Raw genomic sequence first — 22,878 nt, forward strand, 5'->3', positions numbered from 1 at the left:
GGGTGGCATGGGTCACTGGTTCTCCCGCAACATCCTGGAGCCGGGGAAGCTCCCGATGCTGCTCGCGCTGACCTCCTTCGTCCTCACCTTCCTCATCACCCGGACGGTCACCCGGCTCATCCGCGCGGGCAAGGGCCCCTTCCGGAACGTCTCCTCCGCCGGCGGGCTGCACATCCACCACGTGGTGCCCGGCGTGGTCCTCACCGTGCTCGGGGGCTTCGGCGCGGTCGCCAGCGGCCGGCACGGCTTCGGCGCGGCGGCCTTCGCCGTCGTCTTCGGGATCGGCGCCGGACTCGTCCTGGACGAGTTCGCGCTCATCCTCCATCTGGACGACGTGTACTGGTCGGAGGAGGGGCGGCAGAGCGTCGAGGTCGTCGTCCTCACCGCCGCCCTCATGCTGCTGCCGCTCAGCGGCTTCTCCCCGCTCGGCGTCAACGACGTCACCGAGGAGGAGCGGCAGGACCGGGTGAGCTTCATCCTCACCCTGGTCCTGAACTTCCTCCTCATCCTGGTCACCCTGGTCAAGGGCAAGCTGCGGATGGCGCTGATCGGCGTCTTCGTGCCCTTCGTGGCGATCGTCGGCGCCGTCCGGCTGGCCCGCCCCGGCTCCTGGTGGTGGCGGCACTTCTACCGGCGCCGCCACCGCTCCCGGGCCCGCGGCACCGTCCGCGCCTACCGGCACGACAAGCGCTGGACCCGGGTGCGGCGGAAGGCTCAGGACCTGATCGGCGGCTTCCAGGAGCGCGTCCCCGGCCGGGGCTCCACCCGGTCCTGACCGCGCTCCCGCCACTTCAGCACCGCCATCAGCACCAGGACGCCGGCGATGGCCGCCAGATGCTCCTTGCCCGCGAGGTTCGGCTTGACGATCACCTCGATCACCATCGCCAGGACGACCGCGCCCCCCGTCCAGTACGCCCGCTGCCGCCAGCAGACGTAGACGGCGAGGCCCACCACGGCCGCCGACGGGCCGGTGTCCACCACGTGCGCGTCGGAGGCGGGGAGGCCGAGCGGGGTGCCGGGGCCCAGCGCGATGCCCACGCGCGCGTACAGCGTGCCGCACAGGGTCGCCAGGTAGGCGATCCCGAGCGTCCGCCACCGGCCCAGACAGAGCTCCGCGATCCCGAAGACCAGAAGCACCTGGGCGAGCGCGCCCCAGACGGGCAGGTCGAGCGCGGGGACGAAGAGCGAGAGCGGGGTACGCAGCAGGGCGAGCCAGAGCGGGTCCTCGGCCCGCACCGCGCCGATCGCCTGCACCGGCCCGTACCCCCAGTCCTGGTTCTGTACGAACTGGAAGAGCGCGGTGAGGCAGACCGCGGTCAGCGTCAGCGGGACCGCCGCCCACCGGCGGGCCGTCAGCTCCCGCCGCAGGGTGCCGAACAGAGGCCCCCACTCGCGGTGGGCGAACCGGCGGACCGCGCCGCTCACCTCCCGCTCTCCAGGTGCTTGCGGTGCATCCACTTGGGAAGCCCCGGGGCCTCCAGGAAGCCCTCGGCGCGGCCGGCGGCGATGCCGATGCGCGGCAGGTCGGCGCTCTTCTCGAAGAGCATGAAGCGGGGCTCCCAGATCGGTCGGTACTTGGCGTTGGCGCGGTACAGCGACTCGATCTGCCACCAGCGGGAGAAGAAGCTGAGCAGCGAGCGCCACATCCTCAGCACCGGGCCGGCGCCGAGCTTCGAGCCGCGTTCGAAGACGGACCGGAACATCGCGAAGTTCAGCGAGACCTGAGTGATCCCGATCTCCTTCGCGCGCTGGAGGAGCTCGATCACCATGAACTCCATCAGCCCGTTCTCGGAGTCGCGGTCCCGCCGCATCAGGTCCAGCGAGAGCCCCTTAGGCCCCCACGGCACGAAGGAGAGCAGCGCCCGCAGCTCTCCGGTGCCGTCGGTGCACTCCAGCATCACGCACCGCCCGTCGCGCGGGTCCCCGAGCCGGCCGAGCGCCATCGAGAAGCCGCGCTCGGTGGCCCCGTCCCGCCAGTCGTCCGCCTTCCGCAGCAGTTCCGCCATCTCCTCGGCGGGAATGTCCTCGTGACGCCGGATCCGCACCTCGTACCCGGCCCGCTTCACCCGGTTGAACGCCTGTCGGACCGTCCGCATCGCCCGCCCGTCCAGGGTGAACTCGTCGGTCTCCACGATCGCCTCGTCGCCCAGCTCCAGGGCGTCCAGGCCGTGCCGGGCGTAGATCACCCCGGCCTCCTCGCTCGCGCCCATCACCGCCGGGATCCAGCCGTGCTCGCGGGCCTCGGCCAGCCAGGGCTCGATCGCCCCCGGCCACGCCTCCGGGTCGCCGATCGGATCGCCGGAGGCCAGCGAGACCCCGCCGACTACCCGGTAGGCGACGGCCGCCTTCTCGCTCGGCGACCAGACCACGCTCTTCTCGCGGCGCAGCGCGAAGTAGCCGAGCGAGTCCCGGTCCCCGTGCTTGTCGAGCAGCGCCCGCAGCCGCTCCTCGTCCCCCTCGGTCAGCGGGTCCACCGCCCGGCGGGACCGGAAGGCGGCGAACAGCACCGCGAAGAGCAGCAGCGTGGACATCACGTTGATGACCACGTCGACCCAGCCCGGGGTGGTGATCGTCGGGAACCGCGAGTCGTCGGCGGCCAGCGTGATCAGCCGCATCACGCCGTACCGCCACCGCTCCAGGAAGGTGGCGTGCCCGGCGGCGGTGTTGGTGACGGTGACGAGCAGGGCGGCGAGCAGCGAGGTGACGAGCAGACCGCCGACCGCGACCACCGCGGCGAGCAGCGGGTTGGAGCGGTCGCCCTTCGCGTAGAACTCCTTGCGGCCCAGCATCAGGGAGACGAAGAAGGCGGCGGTCAGGACCAGCGAGATCCAGTTCTGGGCGTGCTGCCGAACCTCGGGGAAGAACATCACCAGCGCGAAGAGCAGCAGGAAGACGCCGCACAGCACGGTGTTGAGGATCCAGGCGGCCCGCTTGCGGCGGCGCATGGTGACCGCCAGGAAGAGGGTGAAGACGCCGGAGGCGAAGCCCGCCGTGAGCATGTACGGCGTGAAGTAGTCGTCCTCGTTGTGCCGTCGCAGGTCCTGCCCCAAGGAGACCCAGACGGCGCTCAGGAGGTTGATGAACGTGACGACGCGGAGGTACCAGACGGCGAACGCGGCACTCCGCCGCGAGCGGTCGGTGCCCTGGGGCGTTCCTTCGGCGGACAAGCGGACCTCTCCCATGAAAAGCGATCATATGGGGCATCGCTTCCCGTGCGGCGACGCCGGAGGCGGCCACCCGCGCGTCGCGGGCGGCCGCCTCCGGGCCTCACCGATGGAGTCGCGCCGTCCCCTCAGACCGCCCCGGCCGGGACGGACTCGTCCGGAGTGGTCGGCTCCGGACGCTCGGGCAGCTCGGCGGCGAGTGCCGCCGCGGCCCGGACGAGGGGAAGCGCGAGCAGTGCCCCGGTTCCCTCACCCACCAGGACGCCCTGATCCAGCAGGGGGTTGAGCGCCATCCGGTCCAGCGCCTTCGCCTGCGCCGGCTCCCCGGACACCTGGCCCGCCAGCCACCAGTCCGGCGCCCGGAACGCCGCCCGCTGCGCCACCAGCGCACAGGCCGCGCCCACCACCCCGTCCAGGATCACCGGCATCCGCCGCACCGCCGCCTGGAGCAGGAAACCGGTCGCCGCCGCCAGGTCCGCCCCGCCGACCGCGCCGAGCAGCGCCAGCTGGTCGCCGAGGACCGGCCGCGCCCGCCGCAGCGAGTCGCGGATCGCCGCGCACTTGCGCATCCACGCCAGGTCGTCGATCCCCGCGCCGCCGCGCCCGGTCACCACTGAGGCGTCCGTCCCGCACAGCGCCGCGATCAGCGTCGACGCCGGGGTCGTGCCGCCCACGCTCAGATCGCCGAGCACCACCAGATCGGTGCCCGAGTCGGCCTCCTCGTCGGCGATCGCGATGCCGAGCCGCACCGCCGCCTCGGTCTCCTCCGGCGTCAGCGCGTCCTCGACGTCGATCCGGCCGCTGCCGCGCCGCACCCGGTGCCGGGTCACCGCCTCCGGAAGCAGCCCCGGGTCGCAGTCGAGCCCCGCGTCCACGACCCGTACCGGCACGTCCATCGAGCGGGCCAGCACCGCGAGCGGGCTCGCCCCGTCGAGCAGCTCCCGCACCAGGACGTGGGCGGTGCCGGCCGGACGGCCCGACACGTCCGAGGCGGCGATGCCGTGGTCCCCGGCGAAGACGACCACCTTCGGCTGCTCGATCGCCCGCACCCGCACCGCCGACTGGGCCGCGGACAGCCACTCGCCCAGTTCGTCGAGGCGCCCGAGCGCGCCCGGGCGGACGGCGAGCCGCTCCCGGCGCTCCTCGGCGTCACGCCGGATCCCGCCGTCGGGGCGCTCGATCAGATCGGAGAAGTCGTCGAGATTCAGGGAGTGCAGCTGGTCGTCCATCGGGGTTCCGCCTTGTGACATCAGCGAGATCGGGCAGGGGCCATCGGGATCAGCACCCTACCCGCGCAGCACCAGCGCCTGACCGGCGACCACGAGGACCACCTGCTCGCACTCCTCCGCGAAGGACGCGTTCAGCCGCCCCAGCTCGTCCCGGAACCGCCGCCCGGCCGCCGTCGCCGGCACCACTCCCGAACCGACCTCGTTCGTCACCGCCACCACCGTCCTGCGGGTCGCCCGCAGCGCCGCCACCAGCTCCGCCGTCCGCTCCCGCAGCGCCGCCCGCCCGCTCTCCTCCCAGACGCCGTCGTCCCAGGCACCCACCCGGTCCATGACGTCGGTCAGCCACAGCGACAGGCAGTCGATCAGCAGCGCCGGACCCTCCCCGGCGAGCAGCGGCACCAGGTCGGTGGTCTCCTCGGTACGCCACGAGCCCGGCCGCCGCTCCCGGTGCAGGCCCACCCGCTCCGCCCACTCCGGGTCGCCCTCCCGGGTCCCGCCGGTCGCCACGTACACCACCTCGGGGAAGGTCTCCAGGCGCCGCTCGGCCTCCACCGACTTCCCCGACCGCGCCCCGCCGGTCACCAGCGTCCGCCGCGGCACCTCCGGCAGCTCGTGGTACTCGCCCAGGTACAGCACCGTCCCGTCCGGCACCGCCCGCGCCCCGGCCGCCGCGAGCCGCCGGTCCAGCTCGGCCCCGGTCGGCGCGTCGTGGTCCAGATGGACGGCGATCACCTCCGTGCCCGGCCCCACGGCGCCGGTCGCCCGCAGCCGCGCCAGCGCGTCCGGCCGCCCCGTCACGTCCGCCGCCACCAGGTCGTACGGCTCCTGGTGGTTCTCCGGCAGCCCGGCGGGCGCCCCGCCCGGCGGCAGGTACAGCAGCCGCTCGCCGTCCGCCGACACCACCTCGTACCCGGTGCCGGGCGAGTCCATCGCCACCGCCCGCACCCGGTGCCCGCTGATCAGCGTCAACTCCCGTCCGTCGGGCACCCGCCCGGCCGTCGGCAGCCCGGCCGGCACCTCCACCGCGGGACCGTCGTGCGGATGGGTCAGCAGCACCTGCCGCACCCCCACCAGCGAACGCCCCGCGCGGGCCGCGGCGAGCGCCGCCCCCGGGGTGAGGTCGAGCAGCAGAGCGCCGTCCACGAGCAGCGCGGTCGCCGCACGCGCGCGCGTGCCGCGGGAGCGCGCGCACACCGCGCAGGGGCAGTCGGGGCGGGGCAGGCCGAGCGGGGAGCCGGTGCCGAGCAGAGTCAGTTCCACGCACTGATCCTCCCGCGCCCCCGCGCGCGGTGCGCGCCCGGCTACTCTGCGGGCAGGAAACCGATCATCCGGTGAAGCCCAGGAGGCGGACATGGCATGGACGTGGCGTTTCGAGAAGTCCGACGGCACGGAGGTCGCCCCGGTGGTGACGCCGGAGGAGTTCACCACCCAGGGCGACGCCGAGAGCTGGCTCGGCGAGCACTGGCGCGACCTCCTCGCCGGCGGCGCGGACCAGGTGACCCTCTCCGAGGACACCACGAAGATCTACGGCCCGATGCCCCTGAACGCCGAGGGCGCCTGACGCTCGGCGCTCGACGGGACCGGGCGCCCGACGGCGAAGGCCGCCTGAGGAAACGTGGCACCCGAGGCCGCCGCCCGCGCCCGCCGGCGCGTTCGCCCGCGGGCGGCGGTCCCGCCTGACGGCACGCTCGTCCGAGGCAGCGCGCGTGCCTGACGGCGTGGTCGTCTGAGGGGCGGTCGTCGAGGGCGCCGCCCGACGGCATGGCTGCGCCCGACTGCGTCGGTTGTCTGACGGCATCGGCCGTCCAAGGGCAGTGGTTGCCTGACGGCGTCGGTCGCCCGATGGCATCGGCCGCCGGCGGGCGGGGGCGGGACCCACCGGGTCTCGCCCCCGCCCGCGCGCCGCCCCTTCCCCGTACCCCGCCCCCTCCCTCCGCCCCGTCACATCTCCCCGAGCGTCACCTCCGCCTTGCGGGTCTCGGTGCCCCGGACGTACGAGACGGAGACGACGTCGCCCGGGCGGCGGGCCGCCAGGGACTCCGCGAGGGAGGTGATCGTCGTGATGTCGTCGTCGGCGAGCCGGGTGATCACATCGCCCGCCCGCAGCCCCGCCTCCGCCGCCGCGCCGCCCGCCTCGGCCTCCACCACCGCCACGCCGGCCGGCTCGTAGTCGTCGTTCAGGACCGTCCGGCCGGTGATGTCGAGGGCCGCCCGGCCCGAGTCGGTCACCTTGCCGTCCTTGATGATCTGGTCGGCGACGGTCTTCACCATCGACGCCGGGATCGCGAAGCCGATGCCGGGCGCGGAACCGCCGCCCATCGCCGGGTCGGTCGCCGCGAGCGTCGGGATGCCGATGACCTGCCCGTCCAGGTCCACCAGGGCGCCCCCGCTGTTGCCGGGGTTGATCGCCGCCGAGGTCTGCACCATGTTGGCGATCGTGGCGCCGGTGCCGCCGCCGTTCCGGCCCTCGCTGACCGTGCGGCCGGTCGCGGAGACGATGCCCTGGGTGACGCTGCCGGACAGGCCGAGCGGCGACCCCATCGCCAGCACGATGTGCCCCATCTCGACCGCCGCCGAGTCGCCGAAGCGGGCCGGCTTCAGCCCGTCGGGCACCGACTCGAGCCGGATCACCGCGAGGTCCTGCTCCGGATAGGTGGCGACCAGCCGGGCCGCCACCGGCTGCCCGCCGGTGGCGGCGGTGACCCGGAAGGCCCGCTCCTCGCCGACCACGTGCGCGTTGGTGACGATGTGCCCCCGGTCGTCGTAGACCACCCCGGAACCCAGCCCCTCCGAGGCGTCGATCTGCACCACGGACGGCAGCACGTCCTTGATCACGGCCTGGTAGTCGTCCTGGAGCTCGTTGGCGGCGCGCGGCGCCGCCTGCGCGGTGGTCCGCCCGGCCGCGGCGGACGGCCCGGAGTCCGCGGAGCAGCCGGCGGTCAGTACGGCGGCGGCGCAGACGCCCGCGGCGAGGGGAAGGGCGAGACGGCGGGCACGACCCCGAGGGGCGCGGGAGACATCCATGTCCGGAGTATCCGTTCCGCACCTTTCATCCGTCCCGGCGGGCGCCGCCGATCAGGCGTACCCCGCACCGGACGGGGCAGGGGAGGGGCCGGGGAAAGAAACGCGGGGGCCAGCGCGCCGCGTCGGCGCCCCGGCCCCCGGCCGTAGGGGAAGTGTCGTACGTGCGCGAAGCGCACGCGTCGCGCTCCGGGCTCAGCCCCGCACCCCGCACAGGTGCAGCAGCGCCGCCACCCGCCGGTACGGATCGGTCCGGCCCGCCCGCTCCTCGGCGGCGAGCAGTCGCTCCAGCTCCTCCGCCGCCGGCAGGCCCGCCTCCGCGGGGACGCCGTCGGTGAAGACCCGCACCCCGTACCAGGCGTGCAGCGGCGCCGCGATCCCCGCGAGCGTCGCCATCAGGGAGTCCAGCCGGTCGGCCCGCACCTTCACGCCCTCGTCGTCCTGGTAGACGTCCGTGTCGAAGCCCGCCAGCGCGCCCGTCCAGTCCCCGGCGAGCCCCGGCCGCATGGCGAGGGCGTCCGCGTTCCGTACCACCAGGGAGAGCAGGCCGCCGGGGGCCAGCATCCGGGCCAGACCCGCGAGCAGCGCGTCCGGCTCGTCGGCGTACATCAGCACCCCGTGGCACAGGACCACGTCGAAGCTGCCCGGCAGGAAGTGGACGCCGGTCTCGCGCCCGTCGCCCTCGATCAGCCGGACCCGCTCCCGGATCCCGGCCGGCTCGGTCGCCAGCGACTCCCGGGCCGCCTTCAGCAGCTCGGGATCGGACTCCAGGCCCGTGACGGTGTGCCCGGCCCGGGCCAGCCGCAGGGCCTGCGTACCGGCCCCCATCCCCGCGTCGAGGATCCTCAGCCGCTGCCCCACGGGGTAGCGGCCGGTTATCTGCTCGTCGACCTGCCGGGCGACGATCTCCTGCCGGATGGTGTCGCGCAGCCCGCCGTGACCGGCGGGCCAGTGGACGACGGCGGGCAGCACAGGACCACCCGTCCCGGTGGCGTCCGTGCCGAAGGCATGGCCGCCGGAGGCCGAGCCGTCCGCGCTCAGGGCCGCTCTCCGCGCTTGACCTGCGGCTTCGGCAGCCGCAGACGGCGCATCTGGAGCGTGCGCATCAGGCCGTACGCGATCGCGCCGCGCTTCGACTCGTTCGGGAAGCGCTGGTTGAGCTGCTTCTTCAGCCGGATCCAGATGCCGATCGAGTCGATGATGATCAGGACGATCACACCGAGCCAGAGCAGCAGCGAGATGTTCTGGAGGGCGCGGTTGGCGTTGCCGAAGAGCGACAGCACCAGGATGACCACGGCCATCGGCAGGAAGAACTCGGCGATCGCGAAACGCGAGTCGACGAAGTCGCGCACGAATCGGCGCACCGGTCCCTTGTCACGGGCCGGCAGATAACGCTCGTCACCGCTGTTCAGCGCCTCGCGCTGTCGCGTCAGGTCGGCTCGCCGCGCCTCACGCTGGCGCTTGGCGGCCTCCTTGCGGTCGAGCGGGACGGACTGCGCACGACGACGCTGCGTCTGGGCCTCACTCCGCTTCGGGGTCGGGCGGCCCTTGGGGGCCTCGGGGTCGCGGGGCTGCTTGGAGAGGTCCGCCGTCACCTTCTCGGTGGGGGCCTTCTCATCCTTCGAACGGCTACGGAACACAAAACCCAAGGGTACGGGGTGGCGGGCATGGAACCCCAGTCCGGGAGGGAACGATCCGCTCACAGCCGGCGTCGTAACCGGTACGCACACGGGGACACACGGGATCCGGTACCGGATCCGGGGGGAATCGAGCAGACGGGGACGGCCGCCGCCAGGGTCTCCCGGAGATCCGTCTACTCCTCCCGCCGGAGACGGGAGGACCCCCAAGTCGTCCTTGGGGAGGAGCGCATCCCGCTCCGAACAGTGCGGTAATGGAGGCAGGGACCGTACTGTGGATCCTGACGAAGAGCTGGTGCCAAGTCCGTCAGAAGGGGGCGCGCGAAGCCCATGAGCGGTGTCATGAAGCGTATGGGGATGATCTTCCGCGCGAAGGCGAACAAAGCCCTTGACCGGGCCGAGGACCCGCGCGAGACCCTCGATTACTCCTACCAGAAGCAGCTGGAGCTGCTGCAGAAGGTGCGGCGGGGCGTCGCCGACGTCGCCACCTCCCGCAAGCGGCTGGAACTCCAGCTGAACCAGCTGCAGGGCCAGTCCTCCAAGCTGGAGGACCAGGGCCGCAAGGCGCTGGCGCTCGGCCGCGAGGACCTCGCCCGCGAGGCGCTGTCCCGCAGGGCCGCGCTCCAGCAGCAGGTCAGCGACCTCGAAGTGCAGCACCAGACCCTCCAGGGGGAGGAGGAGAAGCTGACCCTCGCGGCGCAGCGCCTCCAGGCCAAGGTCGACGCCTTCCGCACCAAGAAGGAGACCATCAAGGCCACCTACACGGCCGCCCAGGCCCAGACCCGGATCGCCGAGTCCTTCTCCGGCATCTCCGAGGAGATGAGCGACGTCGGCCTCGCCATCCAGCGGGCCGAGGACAAGACCGCCCAGCTCCAGGCCCGCGCCGGCGCCATCGACGAGCTCCTCGCCTCCGGCGCGCTCGACGACCAGTCGGGCCTCGCCAAGGACGACATCCAGGCCGAGCTGGACCGCCTCTCCGGCGGCACCGACGTCGAGCTGGAGCTCCAGCGCATGAAGGCGGAGCTGGCCGGGGGCCCCTCGGCGCAGCAGCAGGCCCTGGAGGGCGGCGCCACGGGCACCGCGCAGCAGGACCAGCAGCAGCCCCACCCCCGCTTCGACAAGCAGTAGGCAAGGACGGCGTCATGATCGTACGGATCATGGGGGAGGGCCAGCTCGAGCTGGCCGACAGCCACTTCGTCGAGCTGAACAAGCTCGACGACGAGCTGCTGAACGAGATGCAGTCGGGCGACGAGGAAGGCTTCCGGCGCACGCTGGGCGCCCTCCTCGACGCCGTCCGCCGTCTGGGCACCCCCCTCCCGGACGACGCCCTCGAACCCTCGGAGCTCATCCTCCCGTCCCCCGACGCCTCCCTCGCGGAAGTCCGCGAGATGCTCTCGGACGACGGCCTCATCCCGGGCTGACACGGATCCGGCCCCTCCGCCCCACGGGACGGAGGGGCCGCCCGGACGGCGCCCGCCGCCCGATCACCCGGCACCACGCCGTACCGTTTCGGGGTGACCCGCACCGGACCAGGCTTCGCAGCACCCTTGTGCGAACGTTTCCGCGACCACCCCCTCGCCTTCGACGCCGTCCTGGCCCTCGGCGTACTCCTCGCGATGATCGCGGCCTCCTTCACCGACCCCCACGGCAGCGCCACGGGGCCGACCTTCGGCGACCGCGCCCCCACCCCGCTCGGCGTCGTGATGATGACCGCCGCCGCCGTCGCCCTGGTGCTCCGCCGCCGCCGGCCCTTCGTCGTCCTCGCCTTCACCGCCGGGCTCACCCTCGTCGAGCTGCTCGGCGAGACCCGGCCCGCCCCGGTCACCATCAGCGCCGTCGTCGCCCTCTACACGGTCGCCGCCCGCACCGACCGCCCCACCACCTGGCGGGTCGGCCTCGCCACCATGACCGCCCTCGCCTTCGCCGCCATGGCCTTCGGCCCCACCCCCTGGTACTCCCAGGAGAACCTCGGGGTCTTCGCCTGGACCGGCATGGCCGCCGCCGCGGGCGACGCCGTCCGCAGCCGCCGCGCCTTCGTCGACGCCATCCGGGAGCGCGCCGAGCGCGCCGAACGGACCCGCGAGGAGGAGGCCCGCCGCCGGGTCGCGGAGGAACGGCTCCGGATCGCCCGCGACCTCCACGACGTCGTCGCCCACCACATCGCCCTCGTCAACGTGCAGGCCGGGGTCGCCGCCCACGTCATGGACAAGCGCCCCGACCAGGCCAAGGAGGCCCTCGCCCACGTCCGCGAGGCCAGCCGCTCCGCCCTCGACGAGCTGCGCGCCACCGTCGGCCTGCTCCGCCAGTCCGGCGACCCCGAGGCGCCCACCGAGCCCGCCCCCGGCCTCGCCGTCCTCGACGGGCTCCTCGACAGCTTCCGCAAGGCCGGCCTGCCCGTCTCGCTGGCCCGCTCCGACGGCGGGCGGCAGCTCCCGGCGGCCGTCGACCTCGCCGCGTACCGGATCGTCCAGGAGGCCCTGACCAACGTCCGCAAGCACGCGGGACCGGACGCCCGCGCCGAGGTGAGCGTCGTCCTCGTGGGCCGTACGGTCGAGATCACCGTCCTGGACGACGGCGCCCCGTCCGCGGGGCCGGTCTCCGAGCCCTCCGGCGGCCACGGCCTGCTCGGCATGCGCGAGCGGGTCACCGCCCTCGGCGGCGGGCTCACCGCCGCACCCCGCTACGGCGGCGGCTTCCGGGTCCAGGCGATACTGCCGTTGCCCTTCGGGACGGTCTGGGAGGCACGGGAGGACGACAGATGACGATCCGGGTACTGCTCGCCGACGACCAGGCCCTGCTGCGCAGCGCCTTCCGGGTGCTCGTCGACTCCGAGCCCGACATGGAGGTGGTCGGCGAGGCCGCCGACGGCGCCCAGGCCGCCGCCCTCGCGCGCGCGGAGCGGCCCGACGTCGTCCTCATGGACATCCGGATGCCCGGCACCGACGGCCTCGCCGCCACCCGCATGATCACCGCCGACCCCGAGCTCGCCCAGGTCCGGATCGTCATGCTCACCACCTTCGAGATCGACGAGTACGTCGTCGAGTCGCTGCGCGCCGGCGCCTCCGGCTTCCTCGGCAAGGGCGCCGAACCGGACGAACTGCTCGGCGCGATCCGGATCGCGCACGCGGGCGAGGCACTGCTCTCCCCGGCCGCGACCAAGGGCCTGATCGCGACCTTCCTCGCCCAGAGCGCCGCCCCGCCGCCCGTCGCCGGGGGCGGCCCGACGGACGCCGGACGGCTCGCCGCGCTCACCGCCCGCGAGCGCGAGGTCCTCGTCCTGGTCGGCGGCGGACTCTCCAACGACGAGATCGCCGAACGGCTCGACGTCAGCCCGCTCACCGTGAAGACCCACGTCAACCGCACGATGGCCAAGCTCGGCGCCCGCGACCGCGCCCAGCTGGTGGTGACCGCCTACGAGACCGGCCTGGTCCGCCCGAGGGGGGAGTGACCCCGCCCGGCGGCGTACTGCGGACGCGGTACGCGCCCCGGCGCAGACCCGCCCCGGGGCCGACGCGATCCGCCCGCCGGTGGCCGATGCTGTGGGCTGGGGGGCGCTCCTGGCTGCCCGCCGCCTGCCGACGAGTACGCCACAGAAGAGAGACCCCATGTCCTGGCTGTCCAGATTCAGCCTCGCGCAACGGGCCCTGATCGGGCTGATGTCCATCGTCGCCATCGTCTTCGGACTGATCGCGATACCCCAGCTGAAGCAGCAGCTGTTCCCCTCGATCGAGCTCCCGATGGTCTCGGTCATCGCCCCCTACCAGGGCGCCTCTCCCGATGTGGTCGAGAAGCAGGTCGTCGAGCCGCTGGAGAACAACCTCAAGGCCGTCGACGGCATCAAGGGCATCACGTCCACCGCCTCCGAGGGCAGCGCCGTCATCATGGCCTCCTTCGACTTCGGGGACGAGTCCACCAAGCAGCTCGTCGCCGACGTCCAGCAGGCCGTCAACCGCGCCCGGGCCATGCTGCCCGAGACGGTCGACCCGCAGGTCGTGGCCGGCTCGACCGACGACATCCCGACCGTCGTCCTCGCCGCCACCTCCGACAAGGACCAGCAGGCGCTCGCCGACCAGCTGGAGCGGACCGTCGTCCCCGCCCTGGAGGACATCGACGGCGTCGGCCAGGTCAGCGTCGACGGCGTCCAGGACCTCCAGGTCTCCGTCACCCCCGACCAGGCGAAGCTCGCCGCGGCCGGGCTGACCACGGTGAACCTCGCCCAGGCCCTCCAGTCCGGCGGCGCCGTCATGCCCGCCGGATCCTTCTCCGAGGCCGGCAAGAGCCGCACCGTCCAGGTCGGCGGCGGCTACACCTCGCTCCAGCAGATCCAGGACCTGCGGATCAAGCCCGCCCAGGGCAAGGCGGTCCGGCTGGGCGACGTCGCCACCGTCACCCAGGAGGAGTCCGCCCGGGTCTCCCTGACCCGCACCAACGGCAAGCCCAGCCTCGCCGTCATGGCCACCATGGACAAGGACGGCAGCGCCGTCGCCATCTCCGAGGCCGTCGAGAAGAAGCTCCCCGAGCTGCGGAAGCAGCTGGGCGCGGGCGCCGAGCTGACCGTCGTCTCCGACCAGGGCCCGGCCGTCGCCAAGTCGATCTCCGGCCTCACCACCGAGGGCGCCCTCGGCCTCGTCATGGCCGTCCTGGTGATCCTGGTCTTCCTCGCCTCGATCCGCTCGACCCTGGTCACCGCGGTCTCCATCCCGCTCTCGGTCGTCCTCGCCCTGATCGTGCTGTGGACCCGCGACCTCTCCCTCAACGTGCTGACGCTGGGCGCGCTCACCATCGCCATCGGCCGGGTCGTCGACGACTCGATCGTGGTCCTGGAGAACATCAAGCGCCACCTCGGCTACGGCGAGGACCGCCAGTCCGCGATCGTCACCGCCGTGAAGGAGGTGGCCGGCGCGGTCACCTCCTCCACCCTCACCACCGTCGCCGTCTTCCTGCCGATCGGTCTGGTCGGCGGCATGGTCGGCGAGCTGTTCGGCTCCTTCAGCCTCACCGTCACGGCCGCCCTGCTGGCCTCGCTGCTGGTGTCGCTGACGGTCGTCCCGGTGCTCTCGTACTGGTTCCTCCGCGCCCCCAAGGGCACCTCGGGCGACCCGGAAGAGGCCCGCAGGCTCGCCGAGGAGAAGGAGGCGAAGAGCCGGCTCCAGCGCGCGTACGTGCCGGTGCTGCGGTTCGCCACCCGCCGCCGCCTCACCAGCGTGGCCATCGCCCTCGTCGTCCTGGTCGTCACCTTCGCCATGGCGCCGCTGATGAAGACCAACTTCTTCGACCAGGGCGACCAGCCGGTCCTGACCGTCAAGCAGAAGCTGGCCCCCGGCACCAGCCTGGACGCCTCCGACGAGGCCGCGAAGAAGGTCGAGAAGGTCCTCGCGGACACCGAGGGCGTCAAGGACTACCAGGTCACCGTCGGCTCCTCCGGCTTCATGGCGGCCTTCGGCGGCGGCACCGGCGCCAACCAGGCGTCCTTCCAGGTCACCCTGGACGAGTCCGCCTCGTACGAGAAGACCCGGGACGCCATCGAGGCGGGCCTCGGGAAGCTCGACGGCATCGGCGACACCTCGATCGCGGCCGGCGACGGCTTCGCGAGCCAGGACCTGAGCGTGGTCGTGAAGGCCGGTGACCGGGAGCTGCTCCAGAAGGCGTCCGACCAGGTCCAGAAGGCGGTCGCGGAGCTGAAGGACGTCAGCGACGTCCAGAGCGACCTCTCCCAGTCGGTGCCGAGGATCTCCGTGAAGGCCAACGCGAAGGCGGCCGACGCCGGCTTCGACAGCGCCTCCCTCGGCATGATCGTCGCCCAGGCCGTCCGCGGCACCCCGGCCGGCAAGGCGACCCTCGACGACGCCGAGCGGGACGTCCTCATCACCTCGGCCGCCCCGGCCACCACCCTCGCCGAGCTGAAGGCGCTGCCGCTGGGCCCGGTGAAGCTGGGCGACATCGCCACCGTGGAGCTCGTCCCCGGCCCGGTCTCCATGACCCGGATCGACGGGGCGCGCGCGGCGACGATCACGGCCAAGCCGACCACGGACAACACCGGCGCCGTCGGCACCGCGCTCCAGGCGAAGATCGACAAGCTCGACCTCCCGGAGGGCGCCTCCGCCTCCATCGGCGGTGTCTCCGAGGACCAGGACGAGGCGTTCGTCAACCTCGGCCTGGCGATGCTCGCGGCCGTCGCGATCGTCTTCATGCTGCTCGTCGCGACCTTCCGGTCGCTGATCCAGCCGCTGATCCTGCTGGTCTCCATCCCGTTCGCCGCCACGGGCGCCATCGGTCTCCTGGTCGCCACCGGGACCGCGATGGGCGTGCCGGCGATGATCGGCATGCTGATGCTCATCGGCATCGTGGTGACCAACGCGATCGTGCTGATCGACCTGATCAACCAGTACCGGGCCCAGGGGTACGGCGTCGTCGAGGCGGTGATCGAGGGCGGCCGGCACCGGCTCCGCCCGATCCTGATGACCGCGCTCGCGACCGTCTTCGCCCTGCTCCCGATGGCCCTCGGCATCACCGGTGAGGGCGGCTTCATCGCCCAGCCGCTCGCCGTGGTCGTGATCGGCGGTCTGATCACCTCGACCGTGCTGACCCTTCTCCTCGTCCCGACGCTCTACGCGATGGTCGAACTCCGCAAGGAGCGCCGCGCGGCGAAGAAGGCGGCGAAGAGGGCGGGGAGCGCCGAGGTCCCGCCGCAGAAGGAACCGGTGAACGCCTAGCACGCGCGCAGGGGCGCCCCCACGGTGGTGGGGGCGCCCCTTCGGCGTACGGACCGGTTGGGCGTACGCGGCAGCGCGGCGTACCGCTCCGGGGAACCGTTACGGCAGAGCCAGCATCCGCTCCAGCGCGAGCTTGGCGAACGACTCCGTCTCCTTGTCGACCTCGATCCGGTTGACCAGGTTGCCCTCGGCCAGCGACTCCAGCGTCCACACCAGGTGCGGGAGGTCGATCCGGTTCATGGTCGAGCAGAAGCAGACCGTCTTGTCGAGGAAGACGATCTCCTTGTCCTGGTCGGCGTAACGGTTCGCCAGACGCCGGACCAGGTTCAGCTCCGTACCGATGGCCCACTTGGAGCCGGCCGGGGCCGCCTCCAGGGTGTTGATGATGTACTCGGTCGAGCCCACGTGGTCCGCGGCGGCCACGACCTCGTGCTTGCACTCGGGGTGGACCAGCACGTTCACGCCGGGGATGCGGGCGCGCACGTCCTCGACCGAATCCAGCGAGAAGCGGCCGTGCACCGAGCAGTGACCCCGCCACAGGATCATCTTGGCGGCCCGCAGCTGCTCGGCGGTGAGCCCGCCGTTCGGCTTGTGCGGGTTGTAGACCACGCAGTCGTCCAGGGACATGCCCATGTCGCGGACGGCGGTGTTGCGGCCCAGGTGCTGGTCCGGCAGGAAGAGGACCTTCTCGCCCTGCTCGAAGGCCCAGTTCAGCGCCCGCTCGGCGTTGGACGAGGTGCAGATCGTGCCCCCGTGCTTGCCGGTGAACGCCTTGATGTCGGCCGAGGAGTTCATGTACGAGACGGGCACGGTGATGTCCGCGATCCCGGCCTCGGTCAGCACGTCCCAGCACTCGGCGACCTGCTCGGCGGTGGCCATGTCGGCCATCGAGCAGCCGGCCGCCAGGTCCGGCAGCACGACCTTCTGGTCGTCGCCGGTGAGGATGTCGGCCGACTCGGCCATGAAGTGCACGCCGCAGAAGACGATGTACTCCGCCTCCGGCTTGGCCGCGGCGTCACGCGCGAGCTTGAAGGAGTCACCGGTGACGTCGGCGAACTGGATGACCTCGTCGCGCTGGTAGTGGTGGCCGAGGACGAAGACCTTGTCCCCGAGCTTCTCCTTGGCCGCGCGGGCACGCTCCACCAGGTCGGGGTCGGAGGGAGAGGGCAGATCGCCGGGACACTCCACGCCGCGCTCGCTCTTGGGGTCGGCCTCGCGGCCGAGCAGCAGGAGGGCGAGCGGCGTCGGCTGGACGTCCAGGGGGGTCTGGGCGGTGGTCACGTCACGCACCCTTTCTTCGGGGAACCTTTTCGTCTAAATGACGCTATCTATCATAACCCCTTCACGTCATCCTGACGATGGCCATAGTGTCGATGTGACGAATTCGCCTTCCGCGTCTCTGGACAGGGTGTGCGAGCATGAAGGAGGGAATCCCGCGGGAAATCCCACTCGACCCGGAATGAATCCGGGGCACCGCCGGTTTCAACCGTCGGCAAGCAGTCTCCGTACCAACCCGGGAGAGATGTAGATGTCCGTATCGGACGAGACCAGCACCGTCACCGACGGCATCCTTCTGAGCGACGCCGCCGCGGCCAAGGTCAAGGCTCTGCTCGACCAGGAAGGCCGCGACGACCTGGCCCTGCGCGTCGCCGTCCAGCCCGGCGGCTGCTCCGGCCTGCGCTACCAGCTGTTCTTCGACGAGCGCTCGCTCGACGGTGACGTCGTCAAGGACTTCGACGGCGTCAAGGTCGTCACCGACCGCATGAGCGCCCCGTACCTGGGCGGCGCCTCCATCGACTTCGTCGACACCATCGAGAAGCAGGGCTTCACGATCGACAACCCGAACGCCACCGGCTCCTGCGCCTGCGGCGACTCGTTCAGCTAGGCCGTCGCGCCAGCGGCGACCGGAGGGCGATGGCCCGGGAGACCGACCTCCCGGGCCATCGCCCTTTTCCGTACCCCTGAGCCCTACCGGCGCGGCAGCGCCTCGTCGCTCACCGCGTCCACCACCGGCCGGTCACCCAGCGGAGCCTCCAGCTCCACCTCCACGGTGACCTCCTTCGCGACCAGGATGCACACCCGGTCCGGATCGATCGGCTTGTCGTCGATCCGCACCCGCACCTGGCGCGCGTCCTCGGCCGCGTGCGCCGTATAGGTGCTGCACACCCCGCCCCAGAAGGTCAGCGCCAGCGTCCGCCCGTCGGGCCGCACCGTGAACGACTCGATCCGCCGCACCGGCTCCGTCCCCTCGGCCGGCTCCTCCACGCTGGGCGTGGGCACCGGGGACGGCGTCGCCGGCGGCACCACGTACTCCGGCGCCACCGCCGTCGACGTCACCGTGTACGGCGCGGAGTCCGCCGGGTCGGCGGTGAACAGCCACGCCGGCACGAGCGCCCGGCCGTCCGCCGTGTCCGTCGCCGCCAGGCCGAGCACCGCACTCGTCACCGGCACCTCGCGCGGCGCGGCCAGGTCCACGACCGTCTGACAGGGCGCGTCCTTCCCGGGCTCGCCCGGCGCCTGCGGCTCCCCGGCGGGCGGCGCCGTCGCACAGCCGCCGATCCCGATCGGGCCGGTCCCCTTCGACTCCTCGTTCAGCTTCGCCAGCGCCCGCTCCGCCGATACCACCGGGTACGTCTCCGTCTTCACCGGCTCCTTCAGCGTCCCGCTGCCCGCGACCGGCCGCCCGTCCGGACCGATGTGCAGCCCCGTCGACCAGCCGTAGGTGGGCAGCCCGCCGACCACCGGCTCGGCGTTCACCACCCGCACCGAACCGTTCATGACCTGCGTCGCCGACACCTTGGCGTCGTCCTGCCCCAGCACCTTCAGCACCGGCGCGGCGGCCGCCCGCGCCGCGGCCTCGCTCACCGGGCTGCCCTTGGCCGGCGGCTTCGCCTCGCCCGGCGGCGGGCACGCCCTGCCCTTCAGACAGCTGTCGCCGGCCGGACCGCCGTCGTACCAGGAGTACGTCCAGCTCCCCGGCGCCTGCCGCGACACGTCGAGGCGCGGCCCCTGGCCGTCCTTCTCGGGCCGGATCGTCCACACGTCCCCGACCAGCGCCGGGCGCCCCTCGACCCCGAGCACCGCGGCCAGCCTGGTCACCTCTTCCGAGGTGACCAGGCCCTCCGGCCGGTGGACCGCGGCCGACGAGGGCCCCTGGGGGAGTGGGCCCTCGGCTCTGTAGACCGTCCCGCTCGGGCCGCCGCCCGGGTCCGGTTCGCCCGGCGCGATCCCCGCGTCCGGGCCCGTGCCACCGCTCCCGCCCCCGAGCCGCAGGGGCGGCGGCACGGGCGCGCCCGCGGCCCGCGACGCGGTACCGGCCCCCTCGTCACCCGAGGCGGTCAGATACAACCCGCCGCCGCCGGCCAGCACCACACCCGCCGCCACCGTGGCGACGAGCGCGGTCCGCCGTCCGCGTCCGCGTCCGCTCTCCGTACCGCTCACCGCAACGCTCCCTCGTGTCGATCGGACACCGGTGGGACGGGGCGGGGGCGCGGACGGTTCCGTCCGTCAGCCGCCGTACTCGGCGGTGGCCGCGATCAGCCGCGCCGAGGCGTCCGGGACGACCACCCCGTGGATCGAGGCGGGCGAGACCGGGGCGGGCGCCGGATCGGCCGGCGTCACCCAGTGCGGGACCATCCGGGCACTGGCCCCGCGCAGCTCGGCGAGGCTCAGATCGGACTCGTGTCGCTCGCGAGGAGCGGGGTACGTGGTCATGGGCGCACCGTATGCACCACCCGCCTCCGGAGAAAAGCCCTACTCTGGGGTAGTTTCCACTGTTCGGCAGCGGGCCCCGCAGCGGATACCGTGGAACGTCAGCCCCCTCTTGATTCCGCAGGAGCGCCCAGCCGTGCGTATCGCAGTCACCGGCTCCATCGCCACCGACCACCTCATGACCTTCCCCGGCCGGTTCGCCGACCAGCTGGTGGCCGACCAGCTCCACACGGTCTCCCTGTCCTTCCTCGTGGACAACCTGGACGTCCGCCGCGGCGGCGTCGGCCCCAACATCTGCTTCGGCATGGGCCAGCTCGGCGGCAACCCGATCCTGGTCGGCGCGGCCGGCTACGACTTCGACGAGTACCGCGCCTGGCTCGACCGGCACGGCGTCGACACCGGCTCCGTCCGCATCTCCGAGGTCCTGCACACCGCGCGGTTCGTCTGCACCACGGACAAGGACCACAACCAGATCGGCTCCTTCTACACCGGCGCCATGAGCGAGGCCCGCCTCATCGAGCTCAAGGCCGTCGCCGACCGCGTCGGCGGCCTCGACCTCGTCCTCATCGGAGCCGACGACCCCGAGGCGATGCTGCGCCACACCGAGGAGTGCAAGGCCCGCGAGATCCCCTTCGCGGCCGACTTCTCGCAGCAGATCGCCCGCATGGACGGCGAGGAGATCCGCGTCCTCCTCGACGGCGCCACCTACCTCTTCTCCAACGAGTACGAGAAGGGCCTCATCGAGTCGAAGACCGGCTGGACCGACGAGGAGATCCTGTCCCGCGTCGGCCACCGCGTCACCACGCTCGGCTCGCGCGGCGTCCGCATCGAGCGCGTGGGCGAGCCCGCGATCGAGGTCGGCTGCCCGGAGGAGGAGGCCAAGGTCGACCCCACCGGCGTCGGCGACGCCTTCCGCGCGGGCTTCCTCACGGGCCTCCAGTGGGGCGTTTCCCTGGAGCGGGCGGCGCAGGTCGGGTGCATGCTGGCGACGCTGGTCATCGAGACGCTCGGCACGCAGGAGTACACGCTGCGCCGCGCCAACTTCATGGACCGCTTCACGAAGGCGTACGGCGAGGAAGCCGCCACAGAAGTCCACACCCACCTCTCCTGACGGCCCCGCCCCCGCGCCCCCGTGCGGGCAGGCGTCCCGCAGGGCGGAGCCCCACCCCCAGGTCCGGCCTACGCCCGGGCGCGGCCTGCGGGACGGCGCGCTGTGCTGCCGCCACACCCCCCCGTGTGGGCAGGCGTCCCGCAGGGCGGAGCCCACCCCCAGGTCCGGCCTACGCACCGGGCGCGGCCTGCGGGACGGCGCGCTCTCCCGGCCCCCCGTGTGGGCAGGCGTCCCGCAGGGCGGGACGGGTGGGCACACGGGACGGCGCGCTCGGCCGCGCCCAGGCTTTCCGCGCCTGAACCCGCACCCCGTGCGACGCCGCCGTACCGGTGCGGGTCCAGGCTCGGAAGCGGAGGCACCCGCGAACGGTGCCGTTCCGTTGTGCCCACCCTCCCCCAAGCTCTCGGCTTCGCTCGAGCAGGGGGGACCCCCATCGCCCCAGCGGAACGATTGCCCACAACGAAACGGCGGGCGCGGCGGGCGCAGCACGCGACGAAGCGGCGGCGCGGCGCGCAACGGTGCGGCGGGTTACGACTCGCGGCGGACGACGTACGCGTGCCCCCCCGACGGCTCCGGCGACACCCCCTCGTACCGCTGCCCCCGCATCTCGCACCACGCCGGAATGTCCAGCCGCGCAGCCTCGTCGTCCGAGAGCACCGTCACCGTCCCCCCCACCCGCACCGTCCCGATGACCTTCGCCAGCTCGATGACCGGGATCGGGCACCGCTTCCCCCGCGCGTCCACCACCAGCTCCCCGCCCCCGTCCGGCACCGCGGCGCCGGACGACGGCACGCCCAGCCGCTCCCGTACCGTCGCGACCACCCCCGGCAGCACCGCGAGGAAGCGGTCCACGTCCTCCTCCGAGGTCCCGCCGGGCAGGGAGACCCGGACGTTCCCCTCGCTCAGCACCCCCATCGCGCGCAGCACATGGCTGGGCGTCAGCGTCGAGCTGGTGCACGACGAACCGGACGAAACGGAGAAACCCTCCCGGTCCAGCTCGGACAGCAGCGTCTCCCCGTCGACGTACAGACAGGAGAAGGTGACGAGGTGGGGGAGGCGCCGCACCGGGTCGCCCACCACCTCCACGTCCGGCACCAGCTCCGGCACCCGCGCCCTGATCCGGTCGACGAGGGCCCGCAGCCGGGCGCCCTCCGCCGCCGCCTCGGCCCGTACCGCCCGCAGCGAGGCCGCCGCCGCGACGATCGCCGGAAGGTTCTCGAAGCCGGGCGCGCGGCCCGACTCCCGCTCGTCGGACGGGCCTTGCGGAGCGAACCGCACGCCCTTCCGCACCGCGAGCAGCCCCACACCCGCGGGCCCGCCCCACTTGTGCGCGCTCGCCGCGAGCAGCGACCAGCCCTCCGGCACCGGCCCCCAGCCCAGCGACTGGGCCGCGTCCACGAGCAGCGGCACCCCGGCCGCCCGGCACGCCTCACCGACCTCGGCCACCGGCTGCTCCGTACCCACCTCGTGGTTGGCCGACTGGAGGCAGGCGAGCGCGACGCCCTCGCCGAGCTCCGCCGCGAAGGCCGCCGGGTCCACCGCGCCGTTCCGGCCGACCGGAACCTCCGTCAGCGTCCCGCCGGCCGCCGCGTGCGCCTCGCCCGCGTGCAGCACCGAGGAGTGCTCGACGGCCGAGACGACGAGCCGTCCGCCGACCCGCCGGCGCCCGGCGAGGGCCCCCGACACGCCCGAGTGGACCGCGCGTGTCCCCGAAGGGGTGAAGACGAGTTCGTCGGGGCGGCAGCCGACCGCCTCCGCGGCCGCCTCCCGTGCCGCGTCGAGCAGCAGCCGGGCCCGCCGGCCCTCCCGGTAGAGCCGGGCCGGGTCGGCCCACCCCTCGTCGAGGGCGGCGAGCAGCGCCTGACGGGCGACGGGATGGAGAGGAGCGGCGGACGCGGCGTCGAAGTACGGCATCCGCCCACGGTAGAGCCTGCACCCCTCCACCCCTCCGCCCCCCGCCCGCCGTCCGGGGAAGGCAACCCCCACCCCGGCCCAGGCCGCGCCCCCACCCCGCCCCCGCCCCCCCGCCCCCCCCCACGGATGAGGCCACGTCAGATCGCCGCCCCCAGCCACCCCCAGACCCTCGAACGGGGGCTTCCGGTGGGTCTCCGGAACGATCGCGTCCACCCCTTCGGGGACTCGGACGGCGCGTTGGGCACCCTCCCCGCGCGACCCCAAATAGCGTCCAGTAGGGTTTGGTCCGCATAAACATCCAAACCCCTGCCCGCGGCCGGGGCGGCGACCGACCAGCGAGACGGACGGCCGTGGCCGACCAACGCGGGCCGAGACTCT

At 73.3% G+C, this 22,878-nt stretch carries 20 protein-coding genes; 9 read left to right on the top strand and 11 right to left on the bottom strand.

All coding sequences use genetic code 11. From position 1 onward, the window contains the following. Positions 1-7: 7 nt before the first annotated feature. Entirely contained in the window at positions 8-775 is a 768-nt protein-coding gene (locus tag ACIGHB_RS14560) for a hypothetical protein (RefSeq protein WP_360319222.1), read from the top strand. Here ACIGHB_RS14560 and ACIGHB_RS14565 read toward each other — a convergent pair. The 4 genes from ACIGHB_RS14565 to ACIGHB_RS14580 form a co-directional block, all read right to left on the bottom strand. Next, on the bottom strand, positions 715-1,425 hold the full coding sequence (locus tag ACIGHB_RS14565) for a hypothetical protein (protein WP_399913039.1): 711 nt from the start codon (positions 1,423-1,425) through the stop codon (positions 715-717). The genes ACIGHB_RS14560 and ACIGHB_RS14565 overlap by 61 nt on opposite strands. Beyond that, complete coding sequence (locus ACIGHB_RS14570) at positions 1,422-3,182, bottom strand: phosphatidylglycerol lysyltransferase domain-containing protein (RefSeq protein WP_399913042.1); 1,761 nt, start codon at positions 3,180-3,182, stop codon at positions 1,422-1,424. The genes ACIGHB_RS14565 and ACIGHB_RS14570 overlap by 4 nt, the downstream gene beginning before the upstream one ends. Positions 3,183-3,292: 110 nt before the next feature. Then, complete coding sequence (gene cobT, locus ACIGHB_RS14575; RefSeq protein WP_399913629.1) at positions 3,293-4,372, bottom strand: nicotinate-nucleotide--dimethylbenzimidazole phosphoribosyltransferase; 1,080 nt, start codon at positions 4,370-4,372, stop codon at positions 3,293-3,295. A gap of 78 nt (positions 4,373-4,450) precedes the next feature. Beyond that, positions 4,451-5,653 (bottom strand): bifunctional adenosylcobinamide kinase/adenosylcobinamide-phosphate guanylyltransferase, encoded by a 1,203-nt coding sequence (locus ACIGHB_RS14580; RefSeq protein WP_360319216.1) that lies wholly within the window; start codon positions 5,651-5,653, stop codon positions 4,451-4,453. Positions 5,654-5,744: 91 nt separating this feature from the next. Here ACIGHB_RS14580 and ACIGHB_RS14585 point away from each other — a divergent pair, with 91 nt between their 5' ends. Then, entirely contained in the window at positions 5,745-5,954 is a 210-nt protein-coding gene (locus ACIGHB_RS14585) for a hypothetical protein (protein WP_360319214.1), read from the top strand. Positions 5,955-6,334: 380 nt separating this feature from the next. On the opposite strand, the gene ACIGHB_RS14590 is transcribed toward ACIGHB_RS14585, so the two are convergent. The 3 genes from ACIGHB_RS14590 to ACIGHB_RS14600 all read right to left on the bottom strand — a co-directional run bounded on the left by ACIGHB_RS14590 (position 6,335) and on the right by ACIGHB_RS14600 (position 9,054). Then, entirely contained in the window at positions 6,335-7,417 is a 1,083-nt protein-coding gene (locus ACIGHB_RS14590) for a S1C family serine protease (RefSeq protein ID WP_399913047.1), read from the bottom strand. A 192-nt stretch (positions 7,418-7,609) separates the two neighbouring features. Continuing rightward, on the bottom strand, positions 7,610-8,386 hold the full coding sequence (locus tag ACIGHB_RS14595; protein WP_360319210.1) for a methyltransferase domain-containing protein: 777 nt from the start codon (positions 8,384-8,386) through the stop codon (positions 7,610-7,612). A gap of 65 nt (positions 8,387-8,451) precedes the next feature. Further along, complete coding sequence (locus ACIGHB_RS14600; RefSeq protein ID WP_360319208.1) at positions 8,452-9,054, bottom strand: DUF3043 domain-containing protein; 603 nt, start codon at positions 9,052-9,054, stop codon at positions 8,452-8,454. 327 nt (positions 9,055-9,381) lie between these two features. On the opposite strand from ACIGHB_RS14600, the gene ACIGHB_RS14605 reads away from it, so the two are divergent. From ACIGHB_RS14605 to ACIGHB_RS14625, 5 genes are all read left to right on the top strand, one after another. Beyond that, positions 9,382-10,179, top strand: a complete 798-nt coding sequence (locus ACIGHB_RS14605) for a PspA/IM30 family protein (RefSeq protein ID WP_360319206.1) — start codon at positions 9,382-9,384, stop codon at positions 10,177-10,179. Between the two features lie 14 nt (positions 10,180-10,193). Continuing rightward, positions 10,194-10,472 (top strand): hypothetical protein, encoded by a 279-nt coding sequence (locus tag ACIGHB_RS14610; protein WP_360319204.1) that lies wholly within the window; start codon positions 10,194-10,196, stop codon positions 10,470-10,472. 126 nt (positions 10,473-10,598) lie between these two features. Beyond that, on the top strand, positions 10,599-11,813 hold the full coding sequence (locus tag ACIGHB_RS14615; protein WP_360319202.1) for a sensor histidine kinase: 1,215 nt from the start codon (positions 10,599-10,601) through the stop codon (positions 11,811-11,813). Then, the gene (locus ACIGHB_RS14620) at positions 11,810-12,499 is read left to right on the top strand and encodes a response regulator transcription factor (protein WP_360319200.1); all 690 of its coding nucleotides are present in this window, start codon (positions 11,810-11,812) and stop codon (positions 12,497-12,499) included. The genes ACIGHB_RS14615 and ACIGHB_RS14620 overlap by 4 nt, the downstream gene beginning before the upstream one ends. Positions 12,500-12,656: 157 nt before the next feature. Then, a complete protein-coding gene (locus ACIGHB_RS14625; RefSeq protein ID WP_360319198.1) occupies positions 12,657-15,764 on the top strand; it encodes an efflux RND transporter permease subunit in 3,108 nt (1,035 codons plus the stop codon). A gap of 99 nt (positions 15,765-15,863) precedes the next feature. Here ACIGHB_RS14625 and nadA read toward each other — a convergent pair whose 3' ends face one another. Then, a complete protein-coding gene (gene nadA, locus ACIGHB_RS14630) occupies positions 15,864-17,045 on the bottom strand; it encodes a quinolinate synthase NadA (RefSeq protein WP_399913055.1) in 1,182 nt (393 codons plus the stop codon). A gap of 247 nt (positions 17,046-17,292) precedes the next feature. Here nadA and ACIGHB_RS14635 point away from each other — a divergent pair, with 247 nt between their 5' ends. After that, complete coding sequence (locus ACIGHB_RS14635) at positions 17,293-17,649, top strand: iron-sulfur cluster assembly accessory protein (RefSeq protein WP_030758092.1); 357 nt, start codon at positions 17,293-17,295, stop codon at positions 17,647-17,649. An 83-nt stretch (positions 17,650-17,732) separates the two neighbouring features. On the opposite strand, the gene ACIGHB_RS14640 is transcribed toward ACIGHB_RS14635, so the two are convergent. Both ACIGHB_RS14640 and ACIGHB_RS14645 read right to left on the bottom strand, forming a co-directional pair. Then, positions 17,733-19,205 carry a hypothetical protein gene (locus ACIGHB_RS14640; protein ID WP_399913058.1) on the bottom strand — a complete coding sequence of 491 codons (1,473 nt, stop codon included), beginning with the start codon at positions 19,203-19,205 and terminating at the stop codon, positions 17,733-17,735. Between the two features lie 66 nt (positions 19,206-19,271). After that, positions 19,272-19,478, bottom strand: a complete 207-nt coding sequence (locus tag ACIGHB_RS14645) for a hypothetical protein (RefSeq protein WP_360313659.1) — start codon at positions 19,476-19,478, stop codon at positions 19,272-19,274. A gap of 133 nt (positions 19,479-19,611) precedes the next feature. Here ACIGHB_RS14645 and ACIGHB_RS14650 point away from each other — a divergent pair, with 133 nt between their 5' ends. After that, complete coding sequence (locus tag ACIGHB_RS14650) at positions 19,612-20,586, top strand: carbohydrate kinase family protein (RefSeq protein WP_360313657.1); 975 nt, start codon at positions 19,612-19,614, stop codon at positions 20,584-20,586. A gap of 528 nt (positions 20,587-21,114) precedes the next feature. Here ACIGHB_RS14650 and ACIGHB_RS14655 read toward each other — a convergent pair. Further along, positions 21,115-22,500 (bottom strand): cysteine desulfurase/sulfurtransferase TusA family protein, encoded by a 1,386-nt coding sequence (locus tag ACIGHB_RS14655; protein WP_399913063.1) that lies wholly within the window; start codon positions 22,498-22,500, stop codon positions 21,115-21,117. Between the last annotated feature and the right edge of the window lie 378 nt (positions 22,501-22,878).

It is taken from the genome of Streptomyces sp. NPDC085460 (assembly GCF_044541975.1).
Taxonomy (GTDB): Bacteria; Actinomycetota; Actinomycetes; order Streptomycetales; family Streptomycetaceae; genus Streptomyces.

Excerpts from the sequence above, each read along its gene's own strand:
- ACIGHB_RS14570 (WP_399913042.1), bottom strand. The coding sequence starts at position 3,182 with ATGGGAGAGGTCCGCTTGTCCGCCGAAGGAACGCCCCAGGGCACCGAC.
- ACIGHB_RS14655 (WP_399913063.1), bottom strand. The coding sequence starts at position 22,500 with ATGCCGTACTTCGACGCCGCGTCCGCCGCTCCTCTCCATCCCGTCGCC.
- ACIGHB_RS14605 (WP_360319206.1), top strand. The coding sequence starts at position 9,382 with ATGAGCGGTGTCATGAAGCGTATGGGGATGATCTTCCGCGCGAAGGCG.
- ACIGHB_RS14590 (WP_399913047.1), bottom strand. The coding sequence starts at position 7,417 with ATGGATGTCTCCCGCGCCCCTCGGGGTCGTGCCCGCCGTCTCGCCCTT.
- ACIGHB_RS14610 (WP_360319204.1), top strand. The coding sequence starts at position 10,194 with ATGATCGTACGGATCATGGGGGAGGGCCAGCTCGAGCTGGCCGACAGC.
- ACIGHB_RS14625 (WP_360319198.1), top strand. The coding sequence starts at position 12,657 with ATGTCCTGGCTGTCCAGATTCAGCCTCGCGCAACGGGCCCTGATCGGG.
- ACIGHB_RS14635 (WP_030758092.1), top strand. The coding sequence starts at position 17,293 with ATGTCCGTATCGGACGAGACCAGCACCGTCACCGACGGCATCCTTCTG.
- ACIGHB_RS14560 (WP_360319222.1), top strand. The coding sequence starts at position 8 with ATGGGTCACTGGTTCTCCCGCAACATCCTGGAGCCGGGGAAGCTCCCG.
- ACIGHB_RS14620 (WP_360319200.1), top strand. The coding sequence starts at position 11,810 with ATGACGATCCGGGTACTGCTCGCCGACGACCAGGCCCTGCTGCGCAGC.
- ACIGHB_RS14585 (WP_360319214.1), top strand. The coding sequence starts at position 5,745 with ATGGCATGGACGTGGCGTTTCGAGAAGTCCGACGGCACGGAGGTCGCC.
- ACIGHB_RS14645 (WP_360313659.1), bottom strand. The coding sequence starts at position 19,478 with ATGACCACGTACCCCGCTCCTCGCGAGCGACACGAGTCCGATCTGAGC.